Raw genomic sequence first — 21,812 nt, 5'->3', positions numbered from 1 at the left:
TAAGCAATGGATGTTCAAACACTCACGTTTTTAATTGTTGGTTTAAGCTTTGCGCTTTATATCGGCATAGCAATATGGGCCCGAGCGGGTTCAACCAAAGAGTTTTATGTAGCGGGCGGCGGCGTACCTCCTCTTGCTAATGGTATGGCAACAGCTGCCGATTGGATGAGCGCCGCGTCGTTTATTTCAATGGCGGGTATTATTTCGTTTGCAGGTTACGATGGCAGTGTTTACTTAATGGGGTGGACAGGTGGTTATGTACTATTAGCCATGTGTTTAGCGCCTTACTTACGTAAATTCGGCAAGTTTACTGTGCCAGACTTTATTGGCGACCGTTACTATTCACGTACCGCGCGTTTAGTTGCTATTTTTTGTGCCATATTCATTTGTTTCACTTATATAGCAGGGCAAATGCGTGGCGTAGGCGTGGTATTTTCACGCTTTTTAGAAGTAGAAATTGAAACCGGTGTTTACATTGGCATGGTGATTGTATTCTTTTATGCGGTACTTGGCGGCATGAAAGGCATTACCTACACACAAGTAGCGCAGTATTGTGTACTTGTATTTGCATACCTTGTACCAGCCATTTTTATCTCGATGATGATGACGGGTCACTTCTTCCCACAAACCGGTTTTGGTGCCACATTAATTGGCAGCGACGGCGTATACGTACTTGATAAACTAGATGGCTTAAGCGCTGAACTTGGTTTTGCGCAATATACCGAAGGCTCTAAGAGCATGATTGACGTGTTCGCTATTACTGGTGCGTTAATGGTAGGTACTGCTGGTTTACCACATGTAATTGTACGCTTTTTCACTGTACCTCGCGTAAAAGACACACGTATTTCTGCTGCATGGACTCTTGTGTTCATCGCGATTGTTTACACAACAGCACCTGCGGTTGCAGCTTTTGCTCGCGTAAACATGATTGATACTATTAATGGTAAAGACGGTAGCGGTACAGCTTACGCAGAAGCACCAGGATGGATTAAAAACTGGGAACGCACAGGTTTAATTACATTTGATGATAAAAACGGCGATGGCAAAATGTTCTACACGGCGGGTAAAATCACCGATCCGAACAGTGCTAACGAAGTAAATGTAGACCGCGACATTATGGTATTAGCAAATCCAGAAATTGCTAATTTACCAGCATGGGTAATCGCACTTGTGGCTGCCGGTGGTATTGCCGCTGCATTGTCTACAACAGCAGGTTTACTACTGGTTATTTCGACCTCCGTTTCGCACGATTTACTCAAGCGAACCCTCAAGCCCGATATTACCGACAAGCAAGAGTTACTTGCAGCGAGGTTGGCAGCCATGGTCGCTATTGTTATCTCCGCATACTTTGGTATTAACCCGCCTGGATTTGTGGCATCGGTAGTGGCATTTGCATTCGGCTTGGCGGCAGCGAGTTTCTTCCCAGCAATTATTATGGGTATATTCTCTAAAACAATGAACCGAGAGGGCGCAATTGCAGGCATGGTAACGGGTATTGGCTTTACCGCTGCGTATATCATCTTCTTCAAGTTTGTAAGCCCTGAGCTTAATAATCCTGAACATTGGTTTTTAGGTATTTCGCCTGAAGGTATTGGCTTAATTGGTATGATTATTAACTTTGTAGTAGCTGCAGTTGTTCTTAAATTTACTCAAGCTACACCTATTGAAATTCAAGAAATGGTAGAAGGTATTCGTAACCCTAAAGGGTCAGCTGAAGCGCACGATCACTAGGCAACATTTATAGATATAGTAAAAAAATATAAAGCACCCAAAGCCCGACTTTAGTCGGGCTTTTTATTTGTTTAATAAATAAGTACATTAGATTGGTACATCACCATTTAAAGAGCGAATACAATGAGTGTAGAACAACAAGAAATAGCCCAATACGTTTGTTTGCAAGCGCCTTTTACTATGCTTGATAGCAGCGCATGCGAATACTTTGTAAATCATCTTGATATTATTTACCTTACCCGCGAAAACCAAACTCAGTGGTTACAAAGTGAAAACCCTAAACTATTTTTAATTCGCTCTGGTTTGTACGACCTAGTTGATGGCAAGGGCGATGTTGTTACGCGCTTAGCGCAAGGTGACTATTTTGGTTTTCCGTCGCTGTTAACCGGTGAGGCAATTCAAAATAGGTTAGAAGTACAAAAAGAGGGCATAGTGTATATGCTTTCTCAAACGCATTTTGATTTTTTACGCAGAGAATATAAATCGTTTGAGCAATACTTTGTACGCGCTCATGCTAACCGGTTGTTGTCATCACATTATAAAAGTAAAAACGATAGCTGGTCGGAACGTAAAATATCAGAGCTGATGACGCGCACAGCAATTACGCTTACGCCCGATGCAAGTATTAGGCAAAGTGCTAAAAAAATGAAAGAGCATGGCGTATCGTCAATAATGATAACGCAGCACGCGCACTTAGTAGGGGTTGTGACCGACCGCGATTTACGCAACCGAGTACTTGCCGACGAGGTAGATCCACAAGACGCAGTAAGCAGTATTATGACCGCAAAACCTAAGTTTATATTTGAAAATAACCGGGTGTTTTCGGCGCTGCACTTAATGCTTAAATACAATATTCACCATTTGCCCGTGCTTGACGAAAACCATAACCCGATAGGGATGATAACCAGCACCGATTTACTGCGCCAACAAAAAAGTGACCCCGTACAGCTTATTGGGCGCATATATAAAGCGCACACTGTTACTGATTTAAAACGCTACGCTAAAGAAATTCCCGAACTTTTGCGTAGTTTTTCGTACAACATTGACGACATATCGCTAATTGGTAAATTACTCAGTGGTTTAACCGATGCGCTTACATCGCGCCTGATTCACTTATTTCAAGAAGAGCATGGCGCAGCGCCAACCAGCTTTAGTTTTATTTGCTTTGGCTCGCAAGCACGCGAAGAACAAACCCTGCATTCAGATCAAGATAACGGCTTATTACTCCCTAACGACTTAACCACCGAGCAACACGCTTACTTTAAAAGTATGGGGGAGTTTGTATGCGAGAATTTAGTTGAGTGCGGCATTAGGCGTTGCCCAGGTAATATTATGGCAAGCAGTGATGAGTGCCGTATGAGCGTAAACGACTGGAGCGAGCGCTTTTTTAAATGGATAAAAAGCCCCACACCCAATGCAATGCTTAACTGTAAGATATTTTTTGACCTGCGATTTATTGAAGGTTCAAACGCTTTATACACAGCTTTTTGCGAGCAACTAATTCGTATATCGCGTAACGACTTATTCTATGCCGCAATGGCAACCGACATAAGCAGCAACAGCGTGCCAATTGGTTTATTTAATAAATTTAAAACAGAAAGAACAGATCAAAATAATAAATACATAGATTTAAAAAAACGCGGTGTTGTAATTATAAATGACATAGTGCGGTTATACGCTTTAAAAGCGGGTATTAGGCGCGCCAACACGCAAGAGCGGTTGGACGCACTACTAAAACATAAACTGATCAGCAAAGAAGATATATACAACCTAAAAGACTGCTGGCGGTTCTTAACGCAGCAGCGCTTGAGTACACAAATAAACGAAGAGGGCTTACCGAGTAATTGTATTAATCCTAATAAATTAAACTCACTAGAGCGCCATCAACTAAAAGAAGCGTTTTATCTTGTTAAACAAGCGCAGCAAGCCGCTGCGTTTAAGTTTGCTCGCGGCAGTTTATAATGATGGATTACTAACATGGTAAAAAAGCTGCTCACTCGGTATTTAAAGCGCCGTAAATTACTAGGCAAAAATGCCTTACAACAACGTTACTTAGTGATTGATTTAGAGCTCACTGGGCTTGATGCAAAACAGCACGAAATTGTATCGGTAGCGTGGGTGATAATAGATAACCAATGTATAAAAATGAGCGAGTCGCAGCACCTTATAAATAAAAACGTAAAAAGCCTTGAGCAAAGTCCTGTTTTTCATGGGATTAGCGACGATGCTATAACAAAAGGACAGAGCTTGTGCAGTATATTAACGCAACTAAGCAGCCACTTTAGTGATTGTATTTTAGTGTTTCATAATGCCATGCTCGACTGGGGGTTTTTAAAAATAGCGCTTAAAAATGCCAATATAACTATACGGCCTAAACTGATACTCGACACACTGCATATTGAGCAAAAGCGCTTACTCCATCATTCAACTGAAATAAAACAAGATGATTTAACCCTTAATGCTTGCCGCACACGTTATGAGTTACCAAGCTATCATTGCCATCACGCACTGACCGATGCACAAGCCACTGCCGAGTTACTGCTAGCCCAGTGCCATCAAATAAGCCGTGGCAAAGAGTTAAAAGTAGGCGAGTTGATGTAGGTTGGCTGTAGGCGGGGCTTTATGCCGCGCGAGATAAACTCCCGCCAACAATAAAGAGTAGTTTACTTTTATTGTTATCCGTATAACTATAGGTACAGTTACGTAATCATTATCTAACTAATCACTTCAAGGACGATCATGAAACTCATCACTGCCATTTTCTTAACCTTATTCCCACTCATCACTTTTGCTAATTCAAGTTTGCCTGCTAATCGCCATATTGCAGTGCAGGGTACTGCAGAGGTATTAGCAAAGCCCGATATGGCTAAGATTTCTTTTGAAGTAATAAGCTTTAAAGACAAATCACTTGATGCAAAACGTGATGTTGATGACCGAGTAAATTTGTTACTTAAAGGTTTAAGCAAGTATGGTGTTAAGGAGACTGATGTTTCTGCTACAAGCCTGTTAACTCATAATGATGACGATATGTTTAATGTCGAGAGCGGTACAGCAATTAATGCAGGATATGTAGCAACAAGAACACTTAAAGTAACATTAAGAAATATTGAAAAAGTGAATGATTTTATCGATTTTGCACTAAGTGTAAAAATTAATGAACTGACGAATATTGAGCTTATGTCTTCAAAAGCCTCGCAGTTAGAAGCTGAAGCAACACAAGGCGCAATAGATAACGCTATAGTTAAAGGGGGTAAGCTTGCCAAAGCATTTGGCGCAGAGATTGGAAAAATTTACAGTATTAATTCAAATTCTAACCGTTCAAGTTATGGTTATGGCGTAGATGATTTTGAGAGAATAGTTGTGACCGGCTCTAAAGTTACTAGAAATCCATTCGAGCAAGGCAGGTATTTACAAGAAACTATTACATTTAAATCATCAATAAACGTGGTGTTTGATTTAGAGGTAAATGATTAAGTTAAAATTTTCATTTCAAATACATTTTCATAATGTAAGCTGGCTTTAAGTTTTTGATTAATTTGAAGGTAGCCATATTATGAGCGATGAAAGCAACACGTTAAAAGCACAAACTGAGGCAAAAGTAGCAGCAGGGCGCAAAGGTAATTCTGATTTTATGAAAGGTGTTGATGAAACGATTGCACAAGCAAAAGCGTTTCAACAAGGTGCTAATGCACTTGATTTAAACCAAATTGCACCAAGTTTTGAGTTACCAAATCAACATGGTCAATCGGTGCAGTTAACTGAGTTACTTGCTAAAGGGCCTGTGGTTGTTACTTTTTATCGTGGTAGTTGGTGTCCGTACTGTAATTTATAACTGAAAGCACTGCAGTCACGTTTACCTGAAATTCATGCTTTAGGTGCGCAGCTGGTGGCTATTAGCCCGCAAGTACCCGATGGCTCAATGAGCGAAAGCGATATAAGTAACATGGATTTTTTAGTGCTGTCGGACCAAAATGCCGATGTAGCAGCAAGCTACGGCGTAGCATGGCAAGTACCCACATTTTTACTCGAGCATATGCGAGTAGACCGAGGCCTAGATTTAGAGTCGGTTAACAATGGCAATAGTAGTGTTTTACCGATCCCTGCCACCTTTGTTTTAGATAAACAAGGTAAAGTAACTTGGCGTTATGTTGATGTTGATTATCGTACTCGTTCTGAGCCAGAAGATATAATTAACGCTTTGAAAAATTTAGTATAAAAAACTTAATTTAAAAAGTCAGAACCCTCGAAGAGCTTGCAATGCCTAAGCTCTTCAACGTTAATTTAAAGTTTCTAATGCTTCCCTCTTATAATCAGATGCAAGGTCGATTACAATACAGACATCTAAAAGGCGTATTGCCTTTATCTGCACGCTAAAAGAGTGGATTTTATATTTCATGGCAATCAAACTTGCAATTAATGGTTTTGGTCGTATTGGTCGAAATATTGTCCGCGCGTTATACGAGTCTGGTTTGAGCGACGATATAAAAATTGTTGCGATTAACGAACTTGCTGATCCTGAAGCTATTGCTCATTTATTAAAATACGACACATCCCACGGTCGTTTTTCTTTTCCTGTAAAACTTGGTGAAGACACCATTAGTGTTGCAGGCGATACCATTGCACTTTTTTGTGAAGAAAACCCAATTGAATTACCTTGGCAAACGCTCGATGTAGACGTTGTACTTGAATGTACGGGTGTTTATCACTCGCGTGAACATGCGCAGTTACATATTACCGCAGGCGCTAAAAAGGTGTTGTTTTCGCATCCTGCCGATAACGATGTTGATGCTACGATTGTGTATGGCATTAACGACGATGAGCTTAAAAGCGAGCACACAATTGTGTCTAACGGATCGTGTACAACTAACTGTGTTGTGCCGGTTATTAAAGTATTAGATGATGCATTTGGTATTGAGTCGGGCGCTATTACAACGATTCATGCGTCGATGAACGATCAACAAGTGATTGATGGTTATCATCATGATTTACGCCGTACTCGCGCTGCAAGCCAATCAATTATTCCAGTTGATACAAAGCTCGCCCGTGGTATAGACCGTATTTTACCTAAATTTAAAGGCCGTTTTGAAGCCATCGCCGTACGTGTACCGACTATAAATGTCACGGCAATGGATTTAAGTGTAACGGTTAATACCGATGTAGATTTAAACGCAGTAAATAATGCACTTAAAGCACAAGCAAAAGACCGCTTAGAAGGTATTTTAAGTTATACCGAAGAGCCGCTTGTATCGGTTGATTTTAATCACGACCCACATTCTTGTATTATTGATGGCACACAAACACGTGTTAGTCACAAACGACTGATAAAGTTATTAGTATGGTGTGATAACGAATGGGGTTTTGCTAATCGTATGCTCGACACAGCGCGTGCTATGATGGCAGTGAATAAGTAATTTATTAATATAATAATTTTAAACGTATTTTTCAGGTTCAGTATCGTTAACTAAGGAGATGTTCATGTCGGTCATAAAAATGGCAGATTTAGATTTAAACGGCAAACGCGTATTAATTCGTGAAGATTTAAATGTACCAGTTAAAGCAGGTAAAGTGACGTCAGATGCGCGTATTCGTGCAGCACTACCTACTATTAAACTAGCCCTTGAGAAAGGCGCTAAAGTAATGGTTATGTCACACCTTGGCCGTCCTACGGAAGGGGAATACGATGAAGCGTTTTCGCTTGCACCTGTAGCTGATTACTTAAACGATGCCCTAGAGCAAACTGTACGTTTAGAAAAAGATTACCTAAACGGTGTTGATATTGCTGATAACGAAGTGGTTGTTTTTGAAAATGTGCGCTTTAACAAAGGCGAGAAGAAAAACGACGAAGCGCTATCTAAGCAACTAGCAGCACTGTGTGATGTATATGTAATGGATGCATTTGGTACGGCTCACCGTGCACAAGCGTCTACCCATGGCGTTGGCTTATTTGCTGATGTGGCATGTGCAGGTCCATTGTTATCGGCTGAGCTTGAAGCGTTAGGAAAAGCACTTGATAATCCAGCACGTCCATTAGTGGCGATTGTTGGTGGTTCTAAAGTATCTACTAAGCTTACCGTTTTAGATTCACTTTCTAAAATTGTTGACCAATTAGTTACCGGCGGCGGTATTGCAAATACCTTTATTGCTGCATCAGGTAGCCCTGTTGGTAAATCGCTTTACGAACCTGATTTAATGGAAGAAGCGAACCGTTTATGTGCAGCAGCGATTGCTAATAATGGTGAAATTCCGGTACCGACTGACGTAGTGGTTGGTAATGAGTTTTCTGAATCTGCTGTAGCTACGCTTAAAGATGTAAGCGAAGTAACAAGCAATGATATGATTTTTGATATTGGCCCTGATACAGCGAGCAAGCTTGCAAAAATTATTGCAAATGCAGGCACTGTTGTATGGAATGGCCCAGTTGGCGTGTTCGAGTTTGACCAGTTTGGTAATGGCACACGTGCTATTGCACAAGCAATTGCTAACTCAAATGCGTTTTCAATCGCCGGTGGTGGTGATACCTTAGCCGCAATCGATAAATACGGCATTGCCGATAAAGTATCTTATATTTCTACTGGTGGTGGTGCGTTCTTAGAGTTTTTAGAGGGCAAAAAACTGCCAGCAGTTGAAATGCTAGAGTCGCGCGCTAAGTAATTTTAGTGACGTAAGGTGAGGGGGTAATAGCCCTCACCGACAATTAATTACTAAATACCTCTCACCCTAATTTAGTCGTTAATTTAGACGGAATATTACTGCAAAGCAGTGGTTTTTCGTGGCGTTGTTATAACGCCAAACTAACACATCCGTTCAAACTAGATGGTAGGGAACTACTGTCGATAAATTGGAGAATACCCAATGGCTTTAATCAGTATGCGACAACTTTTAGATCATGCAGCAGAGCATGGTTACGGCGTACCTGCTTTTAATGTTAACAATCAAGAGCAAATGCGCGCAATAATGGAAGCGGCTGACAAAACAAACAGTCCAGTAATCGTTCAGGGATCAGCTGGCGCACGTGCTTATGCTGGTGCTCCATTTATTCGTCATATGATTTTAGCAGCCGTTGAAGAATGGCCACATATCCCAGTTGTGATGCACCAAGATCACGGCACATCGCCAGGTGTATGTCAGCGTTCAATTCAGCTTGGTTTTTCATCAGTAATGATGGATGGCTCGTTAATGAGCGACGGTAAAACCCCTTCAAGCTACGAATACAATGTAGAAGTAACTCGCGAAACAGTTGCTATGGCGCATGCCTGTGGCGTATCGGTTGAAGGCGAGCTAGGTGTACTTGGTTCACTTGAAACAGGTGAAGCTGGCGAAGAAGATGGCGTTGGTGCAGAAGGGTTATTAACAACGGATCAAATGCTAACAGACCCTGAAGAAGCGGCTGATTTTGTAAATAAAACACACGTTGATGCGCTTGCAATTGCTTGCGGTACTTCACACGGTGCTTATAAATTTACTCGCCCACCAACAGATGACATTTTAGCGATTGATCGCATTAAAGCGATTCATGCCCGTATTCCTAACACGCACTTAGTGATGCATGGCTCATCTTCGGTTCCACAAGAGTGGTTAGAAATTATTAATCAGTATGGTGGCGAAATTCCAGAAACTTATGGTGTGCCAGTTGAGCAGATTGTTGAAGGCATTAAGTTTGGTGTTCGTAAGGTAAATATTGATACCGATTTACGTTTAGCATCTACCGGTGCAATTCGTCGTCATATGGCGCTTAACCCATCTAACTTCGATCCACGTAAATACCTAGCTGAAGCGACTAAAGCAATGACAGAGATTTGCGTTGCACGCTATAACTCGTTTGGTACTTCTGGTCAGGCTAGTAAAATTAAGCCAATTTCACTTGATGAAATGCACCTTAAATACTTAAGCGGCGAGCTAGACCCTAAAATTAGATAATAGATCAATTTATAATTGATCATTATTAGAGCCTGTTTATCTTTCGAGGTTGAATTTGCAGCAGTATGTTTGGTATTTAGGCAAGGCAGAGCCTATGCAGTGTGGTTATTCCCCATAAATAGGCGATAACGTGGAATAAATGCCAAACATGCGCTGCCCAAAGGGTTCTGCCTAGGGGCAATTTACTCTTTGTTGCCTACATGGATGTAGGTAAGGGGCGTGAGCAGGACGCGGAAGCTTTGCTCGGTTTTTACTTAGCCCGCTAGGTTACAAACCTCACGCCGCGATTAAATCGCTCCTAGATTGAACAAATTTTAATCCTGAAAGGTCAACAGGCCCTAAGCCAGTAACTTTGTTGCTGGCTTTTTTAATGTCAGCCCTTTTTATATTACAGATTACGGTTTTTTGATCAGATCACTGCATTACCAACGCGGAATTTTGGGATCACGCATTTACTAACACAGCCTTTTTCGGATCATTACTTTACTAAGCCAAATACACTTTAATGCTATTTTGGGCTCTGAGATAATTTGATCGTTATTTATTTGTACAAACAATCAACAACTTATTGCTTTGACTAGGTACAACTCTGATCTGAGGGGGGATCGGCTTGGTAAAAATCTGATCCTTTATTTGGGGCTTAGTAAAATTTAGATCTATTTTTGAACGTATTGTTTGTTACACAGACGAGTTTGTTGATTTTAAAAGGGCTTTAAAGCTACTTTTAAACGATCGATCTGTAAAAATGTCTTGGTTAGTAAAACAATGATCCCAGCTAGTTTAATATTGTTTAGTGGTTTAAATAGCGATACAAAAAAGATAATTTCAAAAAGTTAGCTATTACATAAATTTATCGTAAATCTCTTTTTATTACGTTAAATATTAAAAAGGTTTTAAAAATATGACGTTAATGAGGTTTTTTGTCACTAATTTGTGTTTTTTTTACCACCATTTTAATTTACACGTTACACTTTCATAAAAATGTCATACTTAGTCATAATAATGAAAACTAATTCGATAGCGTAAGAGATAAATTGGAATGTCACGTAAAGTACTAGTCGTAGATGACGAAGCTCCTATCAGGGAGATGTTGGTTTTTGTTTTAGAGCAAAATGGATTTCAAGCAATTGAAGCAGAAGATTACGACTCTGCTATTGCAGCTATGGTTGAACCTTACCCAGATATGGTTTTACTTGATTGGATGTTACCAGGTGGAAGCGGTATTCAAATTGCTAAAAAGTTTAAGCAAAACGAACACACCCGCCAAATCCCAATTATTATGCTTACAGCTCGCGGCGAAGAAGAAGACAAAGTACGCGGCCTTGAAGTAGGTGCTGACGATTACGTCACTAAGCCGTTTTCTCCTAAAGAGCTTATGGCACGTATTAAAGCGGTTATTCGCCGTGTATCGCCAACCTCATTAGAAGAAGCTATTGAAGTACATGGCCTGCGTTTAGACCCTATTTCGCATCGTGTTACCTCAGAAGGTAACGAGCTTGATATGGGGCCAACCGAATTTAGATTACTGCACTTTTTTATGACTCACCCAGAACGTGTTTATAGCCGTGAACAACTGCTTGATCATGTGTGGGGAACTAACGTTTACGTAGAAGATCGCACGGTTGATGTGCACATTCGTCGCCTGCGTAAAGCAATTGGCCCACTTGGACATGACCGTTTGGTGCAAACAGTACGTGGCGCTGGGTATCGTTTTTCAAGTAAGCTGTGATCAGCTTAAAGCTTAGCTAATGTGTAAAATACGCATGTATTACTACTCTAAGGTAAAGTGAGTGTATGTATCGAGTTGTTAATAAACAGGCGTTAGTTAAACGCCTGTTTATCTATTTTTTACCCTTACTATTAATTGGTGTGCTGGTTGGCGCGCCATTTTTGCTTTTATTTTTAGGATCTTTTTCTCTCCTTATTTGGCACTACCATCAACTTTATCGTTTGAGCGATTGGCTACTTAATCAACGTAGCTTTAATCCGCCAGAGGGTGAGGGGGCATGGGAGCAAGTGTTCGAAGGTATTTATCATCTCCAGCATCGTAATCGTAAAAAACGTAATGAGCTTGCAGATTTAATTCGTCGCTTTCGCGATGGGGCTGAAGCGGTACCTGATGCGGTTGTGGTATTACAAAATGATTTAAGTATTGTGTGGTGTAATCAACTAGCCCTTAAAGTGCTTGGTTTGCAGTGGCCTACGGATCATGGTCAGCGCCTTGATAATTTAATTCGCGAACCTAAGTTTGCTAAATACATGCACAAAGGCGAATTTGACGATGCGCTTGAGCTGGATAATGGTCATAGTATTGAGCAGGTGCTTGAGTTTAGGGTAATGCCATATGCAAGTACGCAACTTATGGTTGTGGTACGTGATGTAACGCGCTTAAAACAGCTTGAACAGATGCGTAAAGACTTTGTAGCCAATGTGTCGCATGAACTACGTACACCGCTTACAGTGGTTACAGGGTATCTTGAGATGATGGATGGCGACATGATGCCGCCGCCAGCAATGTGGAACAAAGCGCAAAATACCATGCTTGAACAATGTAAGCGCATGGATAGCTTAGTCAGCCAATTATTATCGCTTTCGCGTATTGAAGGTGCACGGCGCCAAGACAACGATAAAGCTATAAATGTACCGCAATTACTTGGTTATATTCACACTGAAGCAAACTCAATTAATCAAGACAAAGGCCACGAACTTATTTTTGATATTGATAAAACCCTTGATATTAAAGGCTCTGAGGATGAACTGCGTAGTGCGTTTTCTAATTTAGTATTCAACGCGATTCATTACACAAAACCAGGCGGTAAAGTAGAAGTTTGCTGGCAGCGCAAAAACAATAAAGCGTGTTTTAGTGTTACCGATAATGGTGATGGTATTGCGCCTGAGCATATTAACCGATTAACTGAGCGTTTTTATCGTGTTGATAAAGCTCGCAGTAGAACAACAGGTGGCTCAGGCTTAGGGCTCGCTATAACAAAACATGTGTTAACTCGCCATGATAGTAAATTAAATATTCGCAGTGAAGTTAACAAAGGATCGTGTTTTTCTTTTGAATTTTCAATAGATAAGATAGTTTCGCTGACTAAATAATTAAGCTAATAGGTCAAGTCATAAAAGTGTCATTTAAGAGTAATGTAACTGTCATGTACTCACTTTAGAGTGGGCAGCAGTTAGAAAATGGAACGAACAAACCGGAGAACTCTACATGAAATTTAAAAACTTAGTTGCCGCAATGGGTGTGGCTGTTACAACTTTCGTATCTGCACAAGCAGTTGCTCTAGACCAAAATATTCCTGAGTATCAAAAAATTAGTGGTGTTTCAGGCAACTTTTCATCAGTAGGTTCTGACACTTTAGCCAACATGATGACGTTTTGGGCTGAAGAGTACAAACGTATTTACCCAAATGTAAATATTCAGATTCAAGCAGCAGGTTCTTCTACTGCTCCACCGGCACTTACCGAAGGTACAGCTAACCTAGGTCCAATGAGCCGTAAAATGAAATCTAAAGAAATCGAAGCGTTCGAAAAACGTTACGGTTACAAGCCAACAGAAGTTCGCGTAGCTATTGATGCACTTGCTGTATTTGTACATAAAGATAACCCAATTGAAGGTCTTCGTATTGACCAAGTAGATGCTATCTTTTCATCTACTCGTAAATGTGGCGCACCAGAACAAGTTAACCGTTGGAGCGATGTTGGTCTAACAGGTGATTGGGCAGCTAAAGATGTGCAACTTTACGGACGCAACTCAGTATCAGGTACGTATGGTTACTTTAAAAAGAAAGCACTTTGTAAAGGTGATTTCCGTAATAACGTAAATGAGCAACCGGGTTCTGCATCAGTAGTACAGTCAATTTCATCTTCATTAAATGCAATTGGTTACTCAGGTATAGGTTATAAAACATCGGGCGTACGTACAGTACCGCTAGCTAAAAAAGGCGATAACTTTGTTGATGCAACACTTGATAACGTTGCACAAGGTAAATATCCATTATCTCGCTTTTTATACCTTTATGTGAATAAGCACCCAAACAAGCCGTTGTCTCCAATGGAAGCGCAATTCTTAAAAATGGTACTTTCAAAAGATGGTCAGCAAATTGTAGAAAAAGATGGTTATGTACCTCTTTCTGCAAAGCTAGTAGAAACAGAACTTAAGAAGCTTGGTTTAAATTAATAAACTATAAGCAATAAAAAACCGCTCATTGAGCGGTTTTTTTGTGCCTAAAACTAAAAACTTTTAGGAATTAAATATTACCTAATTTTTCGGCTTGTGCTTTACATTGATTATAGCTCTCAACACATTTTCCAGAGCATACTTGTTGCTTTAAGCCCTCAGCAGTTGTTTGCTGTTCACAACTACTTTCACACTGGTAGTTTTGTTGAGCACACTGATTCATTTCAGGGTTTTCAACTTGGTTTTGACAACCTGCTAATAGTGCAAAAGTAAGGGCGACTACGCTTGTTTTTATTAAAGAGTGCATGCTTCTTATCCTTAAAATGGAGTCGCAATAATATTAAATTTCGACTTGGATATTGTCGATCAATCTAACACCACCAAAATAGGCTGCGGCTAAAATAACAAATTGAGTATCTTCGATTGTAGCAGTTTTTAATGTATCTCGTTGAGCAATCTCAAAATAGTCTGGTTTTAGGCCTGCTTTCTCTAAACTTTGTTTAGCTAAGCTTTCAAGTTTTACAAAGTCTTTCTCGCCACTTTTAAGTTGCTCAGCGCACGTATTAAGGGCTTTAAATAATACGGTTGCAGTCGCTTTTTGATCATCAGATAAGTAACCATTACGTGAGCTCATAGCAAGGCCAGAAACTTCTCGCATTGTAGGTACACCAATGACTTCAACCGGAATTGATAAGTCGCGTGCCATAGTTTTGATTACTTGTAGTTGCTGAAAATCTTTTTCACCAAAGCAGGCGTAATCTGGTTGCACTAAGTTAAATAACTTAGTTACGATTGTTGCAACACCTCTAAAGTGACCTGGACGTGAGCCACCGCAATAGCCTAATGAAATGTCAGGTACATCTACAAAGCTTTGTGCACCCAGTCCGTTAGGGTAGATTGTTTCTACACTTGGGGTAAATACAATATCAGTGCCTAGTTCAGCAAGGCCTTGTTTGTCTTCGTTTAGCGTACGAGGATAGTTATCTAAATCTTCGTTAGCACCAAATTGCATTGGGTTTACAAAAATACTTACAACGACTTTGTCGGCCAAGTTTTTTGCTTTTTCTACTAGCGAAAAATGCCCACGGTGCAAGTTGCCCATTGTTGGCACAAGCGCCACGCTAAGACCTGCTTGGCGCCATGCTTTAATTTGACTACGTAACGATCTGATTTCAGTTATTGATTGCATTATTTAAACTCATGTTCAGCGCTTGGAAATGCGCCACTTTTAACATCTGTACAATACTTTTGAACGGCTGCAGGCATATTGCCTGTTTCGAGCAAAAAGTTTTTAGAAAATTTAGGAATGTAACCTGCCGAAATACCAACCAGGTCATGCATTACCAGTATTTGGCCGTCAGTTAAGCTGCCTGCACCAATACCAATAGTTGGGATACTTAAAGCGTCTGTAATGCGTTTTGCCAGGGCACTTGGAATACACTCAAGTACTAATAATTGCGCGCCAGCAGCTTCAAGTGCTTTCGCATCATCAATCATTTTTTGTGCTTTATCTTCTTCGCGACCTTGTATTTTAAAGCCACCAAATACATGAACTGACTGTGGTGTAAGGCCTAAATGCCCGCAAACTGGGATACCTTGTTGAGTGAGTGCTTTAATGCTCTCGTAAAGCCACTCTCCGCCTTCAAGTTTAATCATGTTTGCGCCAGCGCGCATAAGCTCAGCTGCATTTTTACAGGTATCACTAACGCTTGAGTAGGTCATAAAAGGTAAGTCAGCAATTACAAATAATTCGCGGCTACCAGCGCGTACACAGCGGGTATGATATGCAATATCTTGATTTGTTACGCCAAGGGTGTCATCGCCGCCTTGTAGTACCATGCCCAATGAGTCGCCCACTAAAATAACTTCAACGCCGTTATCATGAAATAACTTTGCAAAACTAGCGTCGTAGGCTGTTAATGCAGTAATTTTGTTATTTTCTGCTTTCATTTTATTTAAAGTAGAAACGGTTATTTTAGACATAATATCCTCGCAGGCAAAAGCCTAGGTTAATTACAGAGGTAATTGTTGTAAGTCGTTGAGCGGTAAGTTATTTGCAATGGTTTTTAATGCAATGCCGCTAGGTAAAATAAGTTCAGGTGCAAGCTCTAATAGTGGGTAAACCACAAACTCGCGATCACTCAAACCATAATGAGGCACGGTTAAGCGCGCCGTATTTATAATTTGATCATCAAATAATAGGGTATCGATATCAAGTGTGCGTGGACCCCAACGCTCAGCTTTTCTTACTCGACCATGCTCAAGCTCAATACTTTGTGTTAAATCAAGTAATTGCTCTGGAGCAAGGGACGTTTTAATACAGGCTACGGCATTGATATAGTCTGGTTGATCTTGTGGGCCCATAGGCTTACTTGCATAGTAATGCGATACGTTTACAAATTCACAATTAGGCAGCTTTTTAAGCGCAATTATCGCGTTATCAAGCTGCTCTTTTGGTGAGTTTAGGTTGGCACCTAAACCCAAATAAACACAATGCATGTTATTACTCAGTTGGCTTTTTAGTAGGACGACGGCGCTTTCGCGGCTTAGGACCACCTTGATGGCCTAAGCTTTTAACCATCTCTTTTTGGCCGTTTGTATCTTTACTTAAGTATTGTGTCCACCACTGAGCAAGCTCTGTATGCTGAGTTTCGCCTGCATCTACGCGTAAGAGTAAAAAGTCGTAAGCGGCTTTAAAGCGAGGCTGTTGCGTTAGCCTGTATGCACGTTGGCCAGCACGTTTATCTAAGCGGTGCTGAATATGCCAAATATCGCGAGCACCTAAAGTAAAGCGCTTAGGAACAGCTATATGCTGTGAATTATCGCTTAGTACTTTATTCATTGCTTGTGCGAAAGCATCGTATTCAGATAATTGCTCTTGGCTTTGAATTTTTTTAGTGCGCTCAAGCAGTGGGAACCAAAGTAGGGCAGCAAAAATAAACGCCGGTGTTACTTTTTTATCGGCATTAATACGCTTGTCGGTATTTTGAAACATTTGCTGAATAAGCGTGTGCTCTAAGCCACTTGGGTTTTTATCTAAAATTTTATCAAGTTCAGGAAAAAGTGAGCGGAATAAGCCGTATTTACGCAGCATTAAAAAGTTAGCTTCGGCCTTGCCGTTTAAAAACAGTTTAAGAATTTCTTCAAATAAACGAGCTGGCGGAATGTTATCAAGCAAGCTTGCAAGCTCGCTAATTGGCTTTTCACTTTTAGGCGCAATGCTCATATCAAGCTTAGTGGCAAAACGTACTGCACGTAACATACGAACAGGGTCTTCGCGGTAACGCGTTTCAGGGTCGCCAATAAGCTCGATTTGTTTAGCTTTAATTGCCGCTAAGCCGTTGGCGTAATCGTGAATACTAAAATCTTTAATTGAGTAATAAAGTGCGTTGATTGAAAAGTCGCGGCGCTCTGCATCTTCTTCAATACTGCCAAATACGTTATCACGTAGTAGTTGGCCCTCATTGCTTGATTGGCTTATTTGATTTTTGTCTTCTTGCGCTTCGTGGTGGCCACGCATTGTTGCCACTTCGATAATTTCACGGCCAAATACAATGTGTGCTAGACGAAAGCGACGACCTATCAGGCGACAGTTTCTAAATAGTTTTTTTACCTGATCTGGAGTTGCATTAGTAACTACGTCAAAATCTTTTGGCTGTTGGCCTAACAATATATCGCGAATACAACCACCAACAAGGTAGGCATCGTAGCCACCGTCTTTTAAGCGGTATAATACTTTGATTGCATTTGGGCTAAATTGTTTGCGAGAAATACCATGCTCACCACGAGTGACAACAATAGGTTCACTGCTTACAGAAGCGCTTTCGGCACTGGTATTCGGGCCGATTATTTGTCGGCAAAATTGAAAAAGCTTGGAAATAATAGTCTGTCTCCTAGAAGGTGTGATTGACTCTGCATCGCAATCAAAAGTTACAGCAAATAGGGCGGTTATAACCCAGTACAAGCTGTTTGACGTAATTAGCATATATTTAGGCGGCTATCATATACCAGCAGGGTTTAAAAATTAAGTTGATGTGTTGAAATTAAGCCGTTTTTAGCTATTTTATTTACTTAAATGTGTAAATTGGACTTTCTGGCTATGTGGATGTTGAGAAATTTGTATTTCGGATACTTGGGGGACCTGTTTTAAGCTAAAGTTTTTAATTCCCCAATCGATTAATTGTTCTATATTTAAGTCGCTTAAATCAGCTATAACAGGTAGCCCTAAAAATTCAAAAGCGCTAATTAAAGCAGGCTTTGGATTTTGCTTACAAATGGCGGGGGCATAATTTTGTTTAGATAGTTTAAAACCGGGTTTGGCAACCGCTAAAGGTAAATGAGCAAATTCAGGTACAGGGCTGTCGAGTTGTTTAAACAAACTAATTTGCCGAGCTGTTGGTTCAATTAAATCTGCGCCTCTTACAATTCGATTTATACTTTGATCGATATCATCGACGACCACAACAAGTTGATATGCAAATAAACCGTCACTGCGTTTAATTAAGTAATCTTCGTGGGATAATGCACTATTTACCGATATATCACCTTGAATTAAATCACTAAATTGAGTCGTTGGATGTTGCTGAACTAAACGAAGCGCGCCGGATTGAGTATGATGATTAAGTGCTTTGCAATGCCCCTGATAAATACCGCCAATGGCTTTTATTAGCTTGCGAGTACAGGTGCAACCATAAACAAGGTTTTGCTCTAAAAGTGAGTGGGTAATATCTTGATATAAAGACAGGCGCTGTGTTTGGTATACAACAGGTTCATCCCAATAAAGGGCGTAGGCTTGTAAGGTATTTAGAATATCGGAGTCGGCGTTTTTAACCACGCGCGTAGTGTCAATGTCTTCTATACGAACTAACCATTTTCCTTGATTAGCTTTTGCATCTAGGTAGCTACCCACAGCCGCTACAAGTGAGCCAAAATGTAATGGCCCAGAAGGAGACGGCGCAAAACGACCGCGATATTTACGCATAGGCGCGGTAACGGCTGTAGGAGACATAACTAACTAATAAGTTTTAATTAGCCGCGTCCAGATTGCTTTTCTTTGATTTCTGCAAGTGTTTTACAGTCTACGCATAAATCGGCAGTAGGACGTGCTTCTAAGCGACGTATGCCAATTTCGATGCCACAAGACTCACAAAAGCCAAAATCATCTTCTTTAATCAAATTAATTGTTTTTTCAATTTTTTTGATTAATTTACGTTCGCGGTCACGAGTACGAAGTTCTAAAGAGAATTCTTCTTCTTGTGCAGCGCGGTCAACTGGGTCAGGAAAGTTAGCAGCTTCGTCTTGCATGTGCGATTTAGTACGATCAACTTCGTTACGTAAATCGTTACGCCAAGTCTCTAAAATTGCTCTAAAATGAGCACGTTGTGCATCATTCATGTACTCTTCGCCTGGTTTTTCTTGGTATGGTTCTAAACCGGCTTGAGCCAATAAACCATGTTTCTTTTGGTCTGGCATAACTCTCTCCTAAATCCTTAATTTAATGCCTCAGCATTAGCCGGCGGTATAAATAACAGAATCTTATACCCTAGGCAAATTTATTTTTAATTAATCGAATTAGCTTCAACCATGCTTACTGAGTAAAAAAGTGTATTAATAGTTTATTTACACTTTTAATTAATTCACATATTCGCTTTCTAAAACTTGCCTTGTTATATGGGCAAAAGCTTCAAAAGCAAGTTAATTTTTATAATTCACTTTTTACCACTTTCTATAATTAGAGTGCTTTGTAAATTACGCTTAGTTCAATCTCTTGGTTTATTACACTATTCTATAAATACTATTCTTTTATGAAGTAAGACTCCATTAGCTGAAATTTTGGCTTTGTATGCTAATACTTCAACACCGGCTATTATTGCTTGGTTTAATAACGTGGCGTATTTTTTATCAATATGCGCAGCTGCACTTACGGTATTTATTCCTTCATGCAAAACAGCGAACAGTAATACTGCTCGGTGGCCTTGTTCGATCATTTCTATTAGTTCGCGAATATGCTTTTGTCCACGCACTGTTTGCGCATCAGGAAAGTAGCCTTGCCCGCTTTGTGGTGTATCTTCGCTTAATAATGTGACTGATTTAACTTCTACATAACAATTGGGCTTATTTTCGTCTGTGAGTAAAAAGTCGATACGACTGTTTTCGCTGCCGTACTTAACTTCGCTTTGCAATTGACTGTAGTCGAGTAGCTCGCTTATCACATTATTGTTTATTGCTTCTTCAACTACTTTATTAGCCACCGCTGTATTTACACAAATAAGCTGCGATAAGTTATTTTGCGTAAGCTCTAATGAATGCGGGTATTTTCGTTTTGCGTTATCGCTCGTTGAATAAAAAGCAGTAAAGCCTGGCTCAGCGCATCCCGTCATTTTACCTGTATTTGCACAGTGGGCGGTAAATTCGCTGCCATCACTTAATTGTAAGTCAGCTAAAAAGCGTTTGTAGCGCTTTAATAATATGGCTGGTTGCAGCGCTGGCGTGTACTTCATAATAACTTCCAAAGCGTAAACACTGCTCAGCAGTGTGATTTATGTTATTTATCTCAAGCTGTTGGGAACTTAAGCGCTCTATAGTAAACTCGGTGGCACATTTAAGTGCAAGGGAATTCTAACATGAGTGAAAAATTTGTTGTTCAACTAAGCGAACAAGCAGCAGCGAGTCATTGGGGCGATAATGCGTCATTGTCTTTTAACGAGCGCGGTGCAACTGTTCATTTATCTGAGCAAGACACATTAAAAAATGTTCAAAAAGCAGGCCGTACTATTGCAAGCCAAGGCGTTAAAAATGTTGAATTAGCAGGTGATACTTGGTGTACAGAAAGCCAGTGGGCTTTTTACCAAGGCTTTGTAACACCAAAATCATTAAACGGTGTTGAGTTTGTTGATAACGCACAATCAGATATTAAAGAACTTGCTCACTTAAAAACGTCAGCAATTTGGGCACGTGAAATGGTTAACGGTACTGCCGATGACATATACCCAGAAAGCCTAGCTGAAAAAGCAGCTGAGTTTATTCAATCATTAGCGCCTGAACATGTAAGTTACCAAATTATTAAAGGTGATGCGTTACTAGAACAACAGTGGATTGGTATTCATGCAGTTGGTCGCGGTAGTGTTCGCCCACCAGTATTGCTTGAGCTTGATTACAACCCAACAGGCGACGAAAATGCACCAGTAAGTGCTGCGCTTGTAGGTAAAGGTATTACGTTTGACTCAGGTGGTTACTCAATTAAATCAAGCGAAGGTATGCTTGGTATGAAGTGCGACATGGGCGGCGCTGCAACAGTAACAGCAGGTTTAGCATTGGCTATTAACCGTGGTATTGAAAAACGTATTAAGCTGTTTTTATGTTGTGCTGAGAACTTAATTTCGGGTCATGCATACAAATTAGGTGACATTCTTACTTACAAAAATGGCACAACAGTTGAAATTGTAAACACGGATGCTGAAGGTCGCTTAGTACTTGCTGATGGCTTAATGGCAGCAGGAGAGACTGGCGCTCCACTTATCATTGATGCAGCAACACTAACTGGAGCAGCGCTTGTTGCTGTTGGCCAAGAGTACAATGCATTATTTGCACTTGATAAAGAACTTGCACGTGAAGTTGAAAGTTTTGCATCTCAAGAAATGGAAGCTGCTTGGCCACTGCCTCTTGAAAAATGGCATCAACAAAACTGCCCATCTCCTTATGCTGATACGGCAAATAGCCGTGCACAAAAGGGTGGCGGTTACGGCGGTGCATCGAATGCTGCAGGCTTTTTATCACGCTTTGTGCCAAACGATGGCAAAGGTTGGGTGCACATAGATTTAGCGGCTGCTTTTAACATGGGCAGTACAAGCCAATGGGCAGCGGGCGCAACAACTCAAGGTATGCGTACGGTTGCTCGTACCCTACAAGAAAAAGCATAATATTTACTAAATTATGCTTTTTACACTAAAAATAGGTACCTTTGGGTGCCTATTTTTTA

19 protein-coding genes and 1 pseudogene are annotated in these 21,812 nt (G+C 40.5%); 12 read left to right on the top strand and 8 right to left on the bottom strand.

Annotated features, from left to right (window positions below; genetic code table 11):
• Window positions 1-6: 6 nt before the first annotated feature.
• From H5161_RS00245 to H5161_RS00195, 11 genes and pseudogenes are all read left to right on the top strand, one after another.
• Complete coding sequence (locus tag H5161_RS00245) at window positions 7-1,731, top strand: sodium:solute symporter family protein (protein ID WP_182738096.1); 1,725 nt, start codon at window positions 7-9, stop codon at window positions 1,729-1,731.
• A 123-nt stretch (window positions 1,732-1,854) separates the two neighbouring features.
• A complete protein-coding gene (locus H5161_RS00240; RefSeq protein ID WP_024597162.1) occupies window positions 1,855-3,693 on the top strand; it encodes a DUF294 nucleotidyltransferase-like domain-containing protein in 1,839 nt (612 codons plus the stop codon).
• Between the two features lie 15 nt (window positions 3,694-3,708).
• Window positions 3,709-4,332: a 3'-5' exonuclease gene (locus H5161_RS00235; RefSeq protein WP_024597163.1), complete on the top strand. Its 624-nt coding sequence runs from the start codon at window positions 3,709-3,711 to the stop codon at window positions 4,330-4,332.
• A 138-nt stretch (window positions 4,333-4,470) separates the two neighbouring features.
• Window positions 4,471-5,205 carry an SIMPL domain-containing protein gene (locus H5161_RS00230; protein WP_182692796.1) on the top strand — a complete coding sequence of 245 codons (735 nt, stop codon included), beginning with the start codon at window positions 4,471-4,473 and terminating at the stop codon, window positions 5,203-5,205.
• 79 nt (window positions 5,206-5,284) lie between these two features.
• A pseudogene (locus H5161_RS00225) lies at window positions 5,285-5,947 on the top strand (peroxiredoxin-like family protein).
• A 178-nt stretch (window positions 5,948-6,125) separates the two neighbouring features.
• On the top strand, window positions 6,126-7,142 hold the full coding sequence (gene epd, locus H5161_RS00220; RefSeq protein ID WP_002961528.1) for an erythrose-4-phosphate dehydrogenase: 1,017 nt from the start codon (window positions 6,126-6,128) through the stop codon (window positions 7,140-7,142).
• Window positions 7,143-7,206: 64 nt separating this feature from the next.
• Window positions 7,207-8,382, top strand: coding sequence for a phosphoglycerate kinase (locus H5161_RS00215; RefSeq protein ID WP_039490391.1), 1,176 nt, complete (start codon window positions 7,207-7,209; stop codon window positions 8,380-8,382).
• 201 nt (window positions 8,383-8,583) lie between these two features.
• The gene (gene fba / locus H5161_RS00210; RefSeq protein WP_002961523.1) at window positions 8,584-9,648 is read left to right on the top strand and encodes a class II fructose-bisphosphate aldolase; all 1,065 of its coding nucleotides are present in this window, start codon (window positions 8,584-8,586) and stop codon (window positions 9,646-9,648) included.
• A gap of 1,039 nt (window positions 9,649-10,687) precedes the next feature.
• Window positions 10,688-11,377, top strand: a complete 690-nt coding sequence (phoB, locus tag H5161_RS00205; RefSeq protein ID WP_006791869.1) for a phosphate regulon transcriptional regulator PhoB — start codon at window positions 10,688-10,690, stop codon at window positions 11,375-11,377.
• Between the two features lie 65 nt (window positions 11,378-11,442).
• Window positions 11,443-12,750 (top strand): phosphate regulon sensor histidine kinase PhoR, encoded by a 1,308-nt coding sequence (phoR, locus tag H5161_RS00200; RefSeq protein WP_002962688.1) that lies wholly within the window; start codon window positions 11,443-11,445, stop codon window positions 12,748-12,750.
• A 115-nt stretch (window positions 12,751-12,865) separates the two neighbouring features.
• The gene (locus H5161_RS00195) at window positions 12,866-13,834 is read left to right on the top strand and encodes a PstS family phosphate ABC transporter substrate-binding protein (RefSeq protein WP_002962686.1); all 969 of its coding nucleotides are present in this window, start codon (window positions 12,866-12,868) and stop codon (window positions 13,832-13,834) included.
• Between the two features lie 70 nt (window positions 13,835-13,904).
• Here H5161_RS00195 and H5161_RS00190 read toward each other — a convergent pair whose 3' ends face one another.
• The 8 genes from H5161_RS00190 to sfsA all read right to left on the bottom strand — a co-directional run bounded on the left by H5161_RS00190 (window position 13,905) and on the right by sfsA (window position 20,334).
• On the bottom strand, window positions 13,905-14,141 hold the full coding sequence (locus H5161_RS00190; protein ID WP_002962684.1) for a hypothetical protein: 237 nt from the start codon (window positions 14,139-14,141) through the stop codon (window positions 13,905-13,907).
• Between the two features lie 33 nt (window positions 14,142-14,174).
• Window positions 14,175-15,023 carry a pantoate--beta-alanine ligase gene (panC, locus tag H5161_RS00185; RefSeq protein ID WP_024597167.1) on the bottom strand — a complete coding sequence of 283 codons (849 nt, stop codon included), beginning with the start codon at window positions 15,021-15,023 and terminating at the stop codon, window positions 14,175-14,177.
• Window positions 15,023-15,817 (bottom strand): 3-methyl-2-oxobutanoate hydroxymethyltransferase, encoded by a 795-nt coding sequence (gene panB / locus H5161_RS00180; protein ID WP_002962679.1) that lies wholly within the window; start codon window positions 15,815-15,817, stop codon window positions 15,023-15,025. Before panB ends, panC begins: the two co-directional genes overlap by 1 nt.
• Window positions 15,818-15,847: 30 nt before the next feature.
• Window positions 15,848-16,333, bottom strand: a complete 486-nt coding sequence (folK, locus tag H5161_RS00175; RefSeq protein WP_182768475.1) for a 2-amino-4-hydroxy-6-hydroxymethyldihydropteridine diphosphokinase — start codon at window positions 16,331-16,333, stop codon at window positions 15,848-15,850.
• Between the two features lie 4 nt (window positions 16,334-16,337).
• On the bottom strand, window positions 16,338-17,819 hold the full coding sequence (pcnB, locus tag H5161_RS00170) for a polynucleotide adenylyltransferase PcnB (protein WP_220493452.1): 1,482 nt from the start codon (window positions 17,817-17,819) through the stop codon (window positions 16,338-16,340).
• A 78-nt stretch (window positions 17,820-17,897) separates the two neighbouring features.
• Complete coding sequence (gluQRS, locus tag H5161_RS00165; protein ID WP_182768474.1) at window positions 17,898-18,842, bottom strand: tRNA glutamyl-Q(34) synthetase GluQRS; 945 nt, start codon at window positions 18,840-18,842, stop codon at window positions 17,898-17,900.
• Window positions 18,843-18,862: 20 nt separating this feature from the next.
• Window positions 18,863-19,306 carry an RNA polymerase-binding protein DksA gene (gene dksA / locus H5161_RS00160; RefSeq protein WP_002962671.1) on the bottom strand — a complete coding sequence of 148 codons (444 nt, stop codon included), beginning with the start codon at window positions 19,304-19,306 and terminating at the stop codon, window positions 18,863-18,865.
• Window positions 19,307-19,614: 308 nt separating this feature from the next.
• Window positions 19,615-20,334: a DNA/RNA nuclease SfsA gene (sfsA, locus tag H5161_RS00155; RefSeq protein WP_182768473.1), complete on the bottom strand. Its 720-nt coding sequence runs from the start codon at window positions 20,332-20,334 to the stop codon at window positions 19,615-19,617.
• Between the two features lie 123 nt (window positions 20,335-20,457).
• Between sfsA and pepB the strand changes: the two genes are divergently transcribed.
• The gene (gene pepB, locus H5161_RS00150) at window positions 20,458-21,753 is read left to right on the top strand and encodes an aminopeptidase PepB (RefSeq protein ID WP_002962668.1); all 1,296 of its coding nucleotides are present in this window, start codon (window positions 20,458-20,460) and stop codon (window positions 21,751-21,753) included.
• The last annotated feature ends 59 nt before the right edge of the window (window positions 21,754-21,812 follow it).

Origin of the sequence: Pseudoalteromonas sp. SG43-5 (assembly GCF_014164345.1) — a bacterium.
GTDB lineage: Bacteria > Pseudomonadota > Gammaproteobacteria > Enterobacterales > Alteromonadaceae > Pseudoalteromonas > Pseudoalteromonas distincta.
The sequence above is the reverse complement of the archived record's forward strand: the minus strand, read 5'-3'. Positions and strand labels throughout refer to the sequence as shown.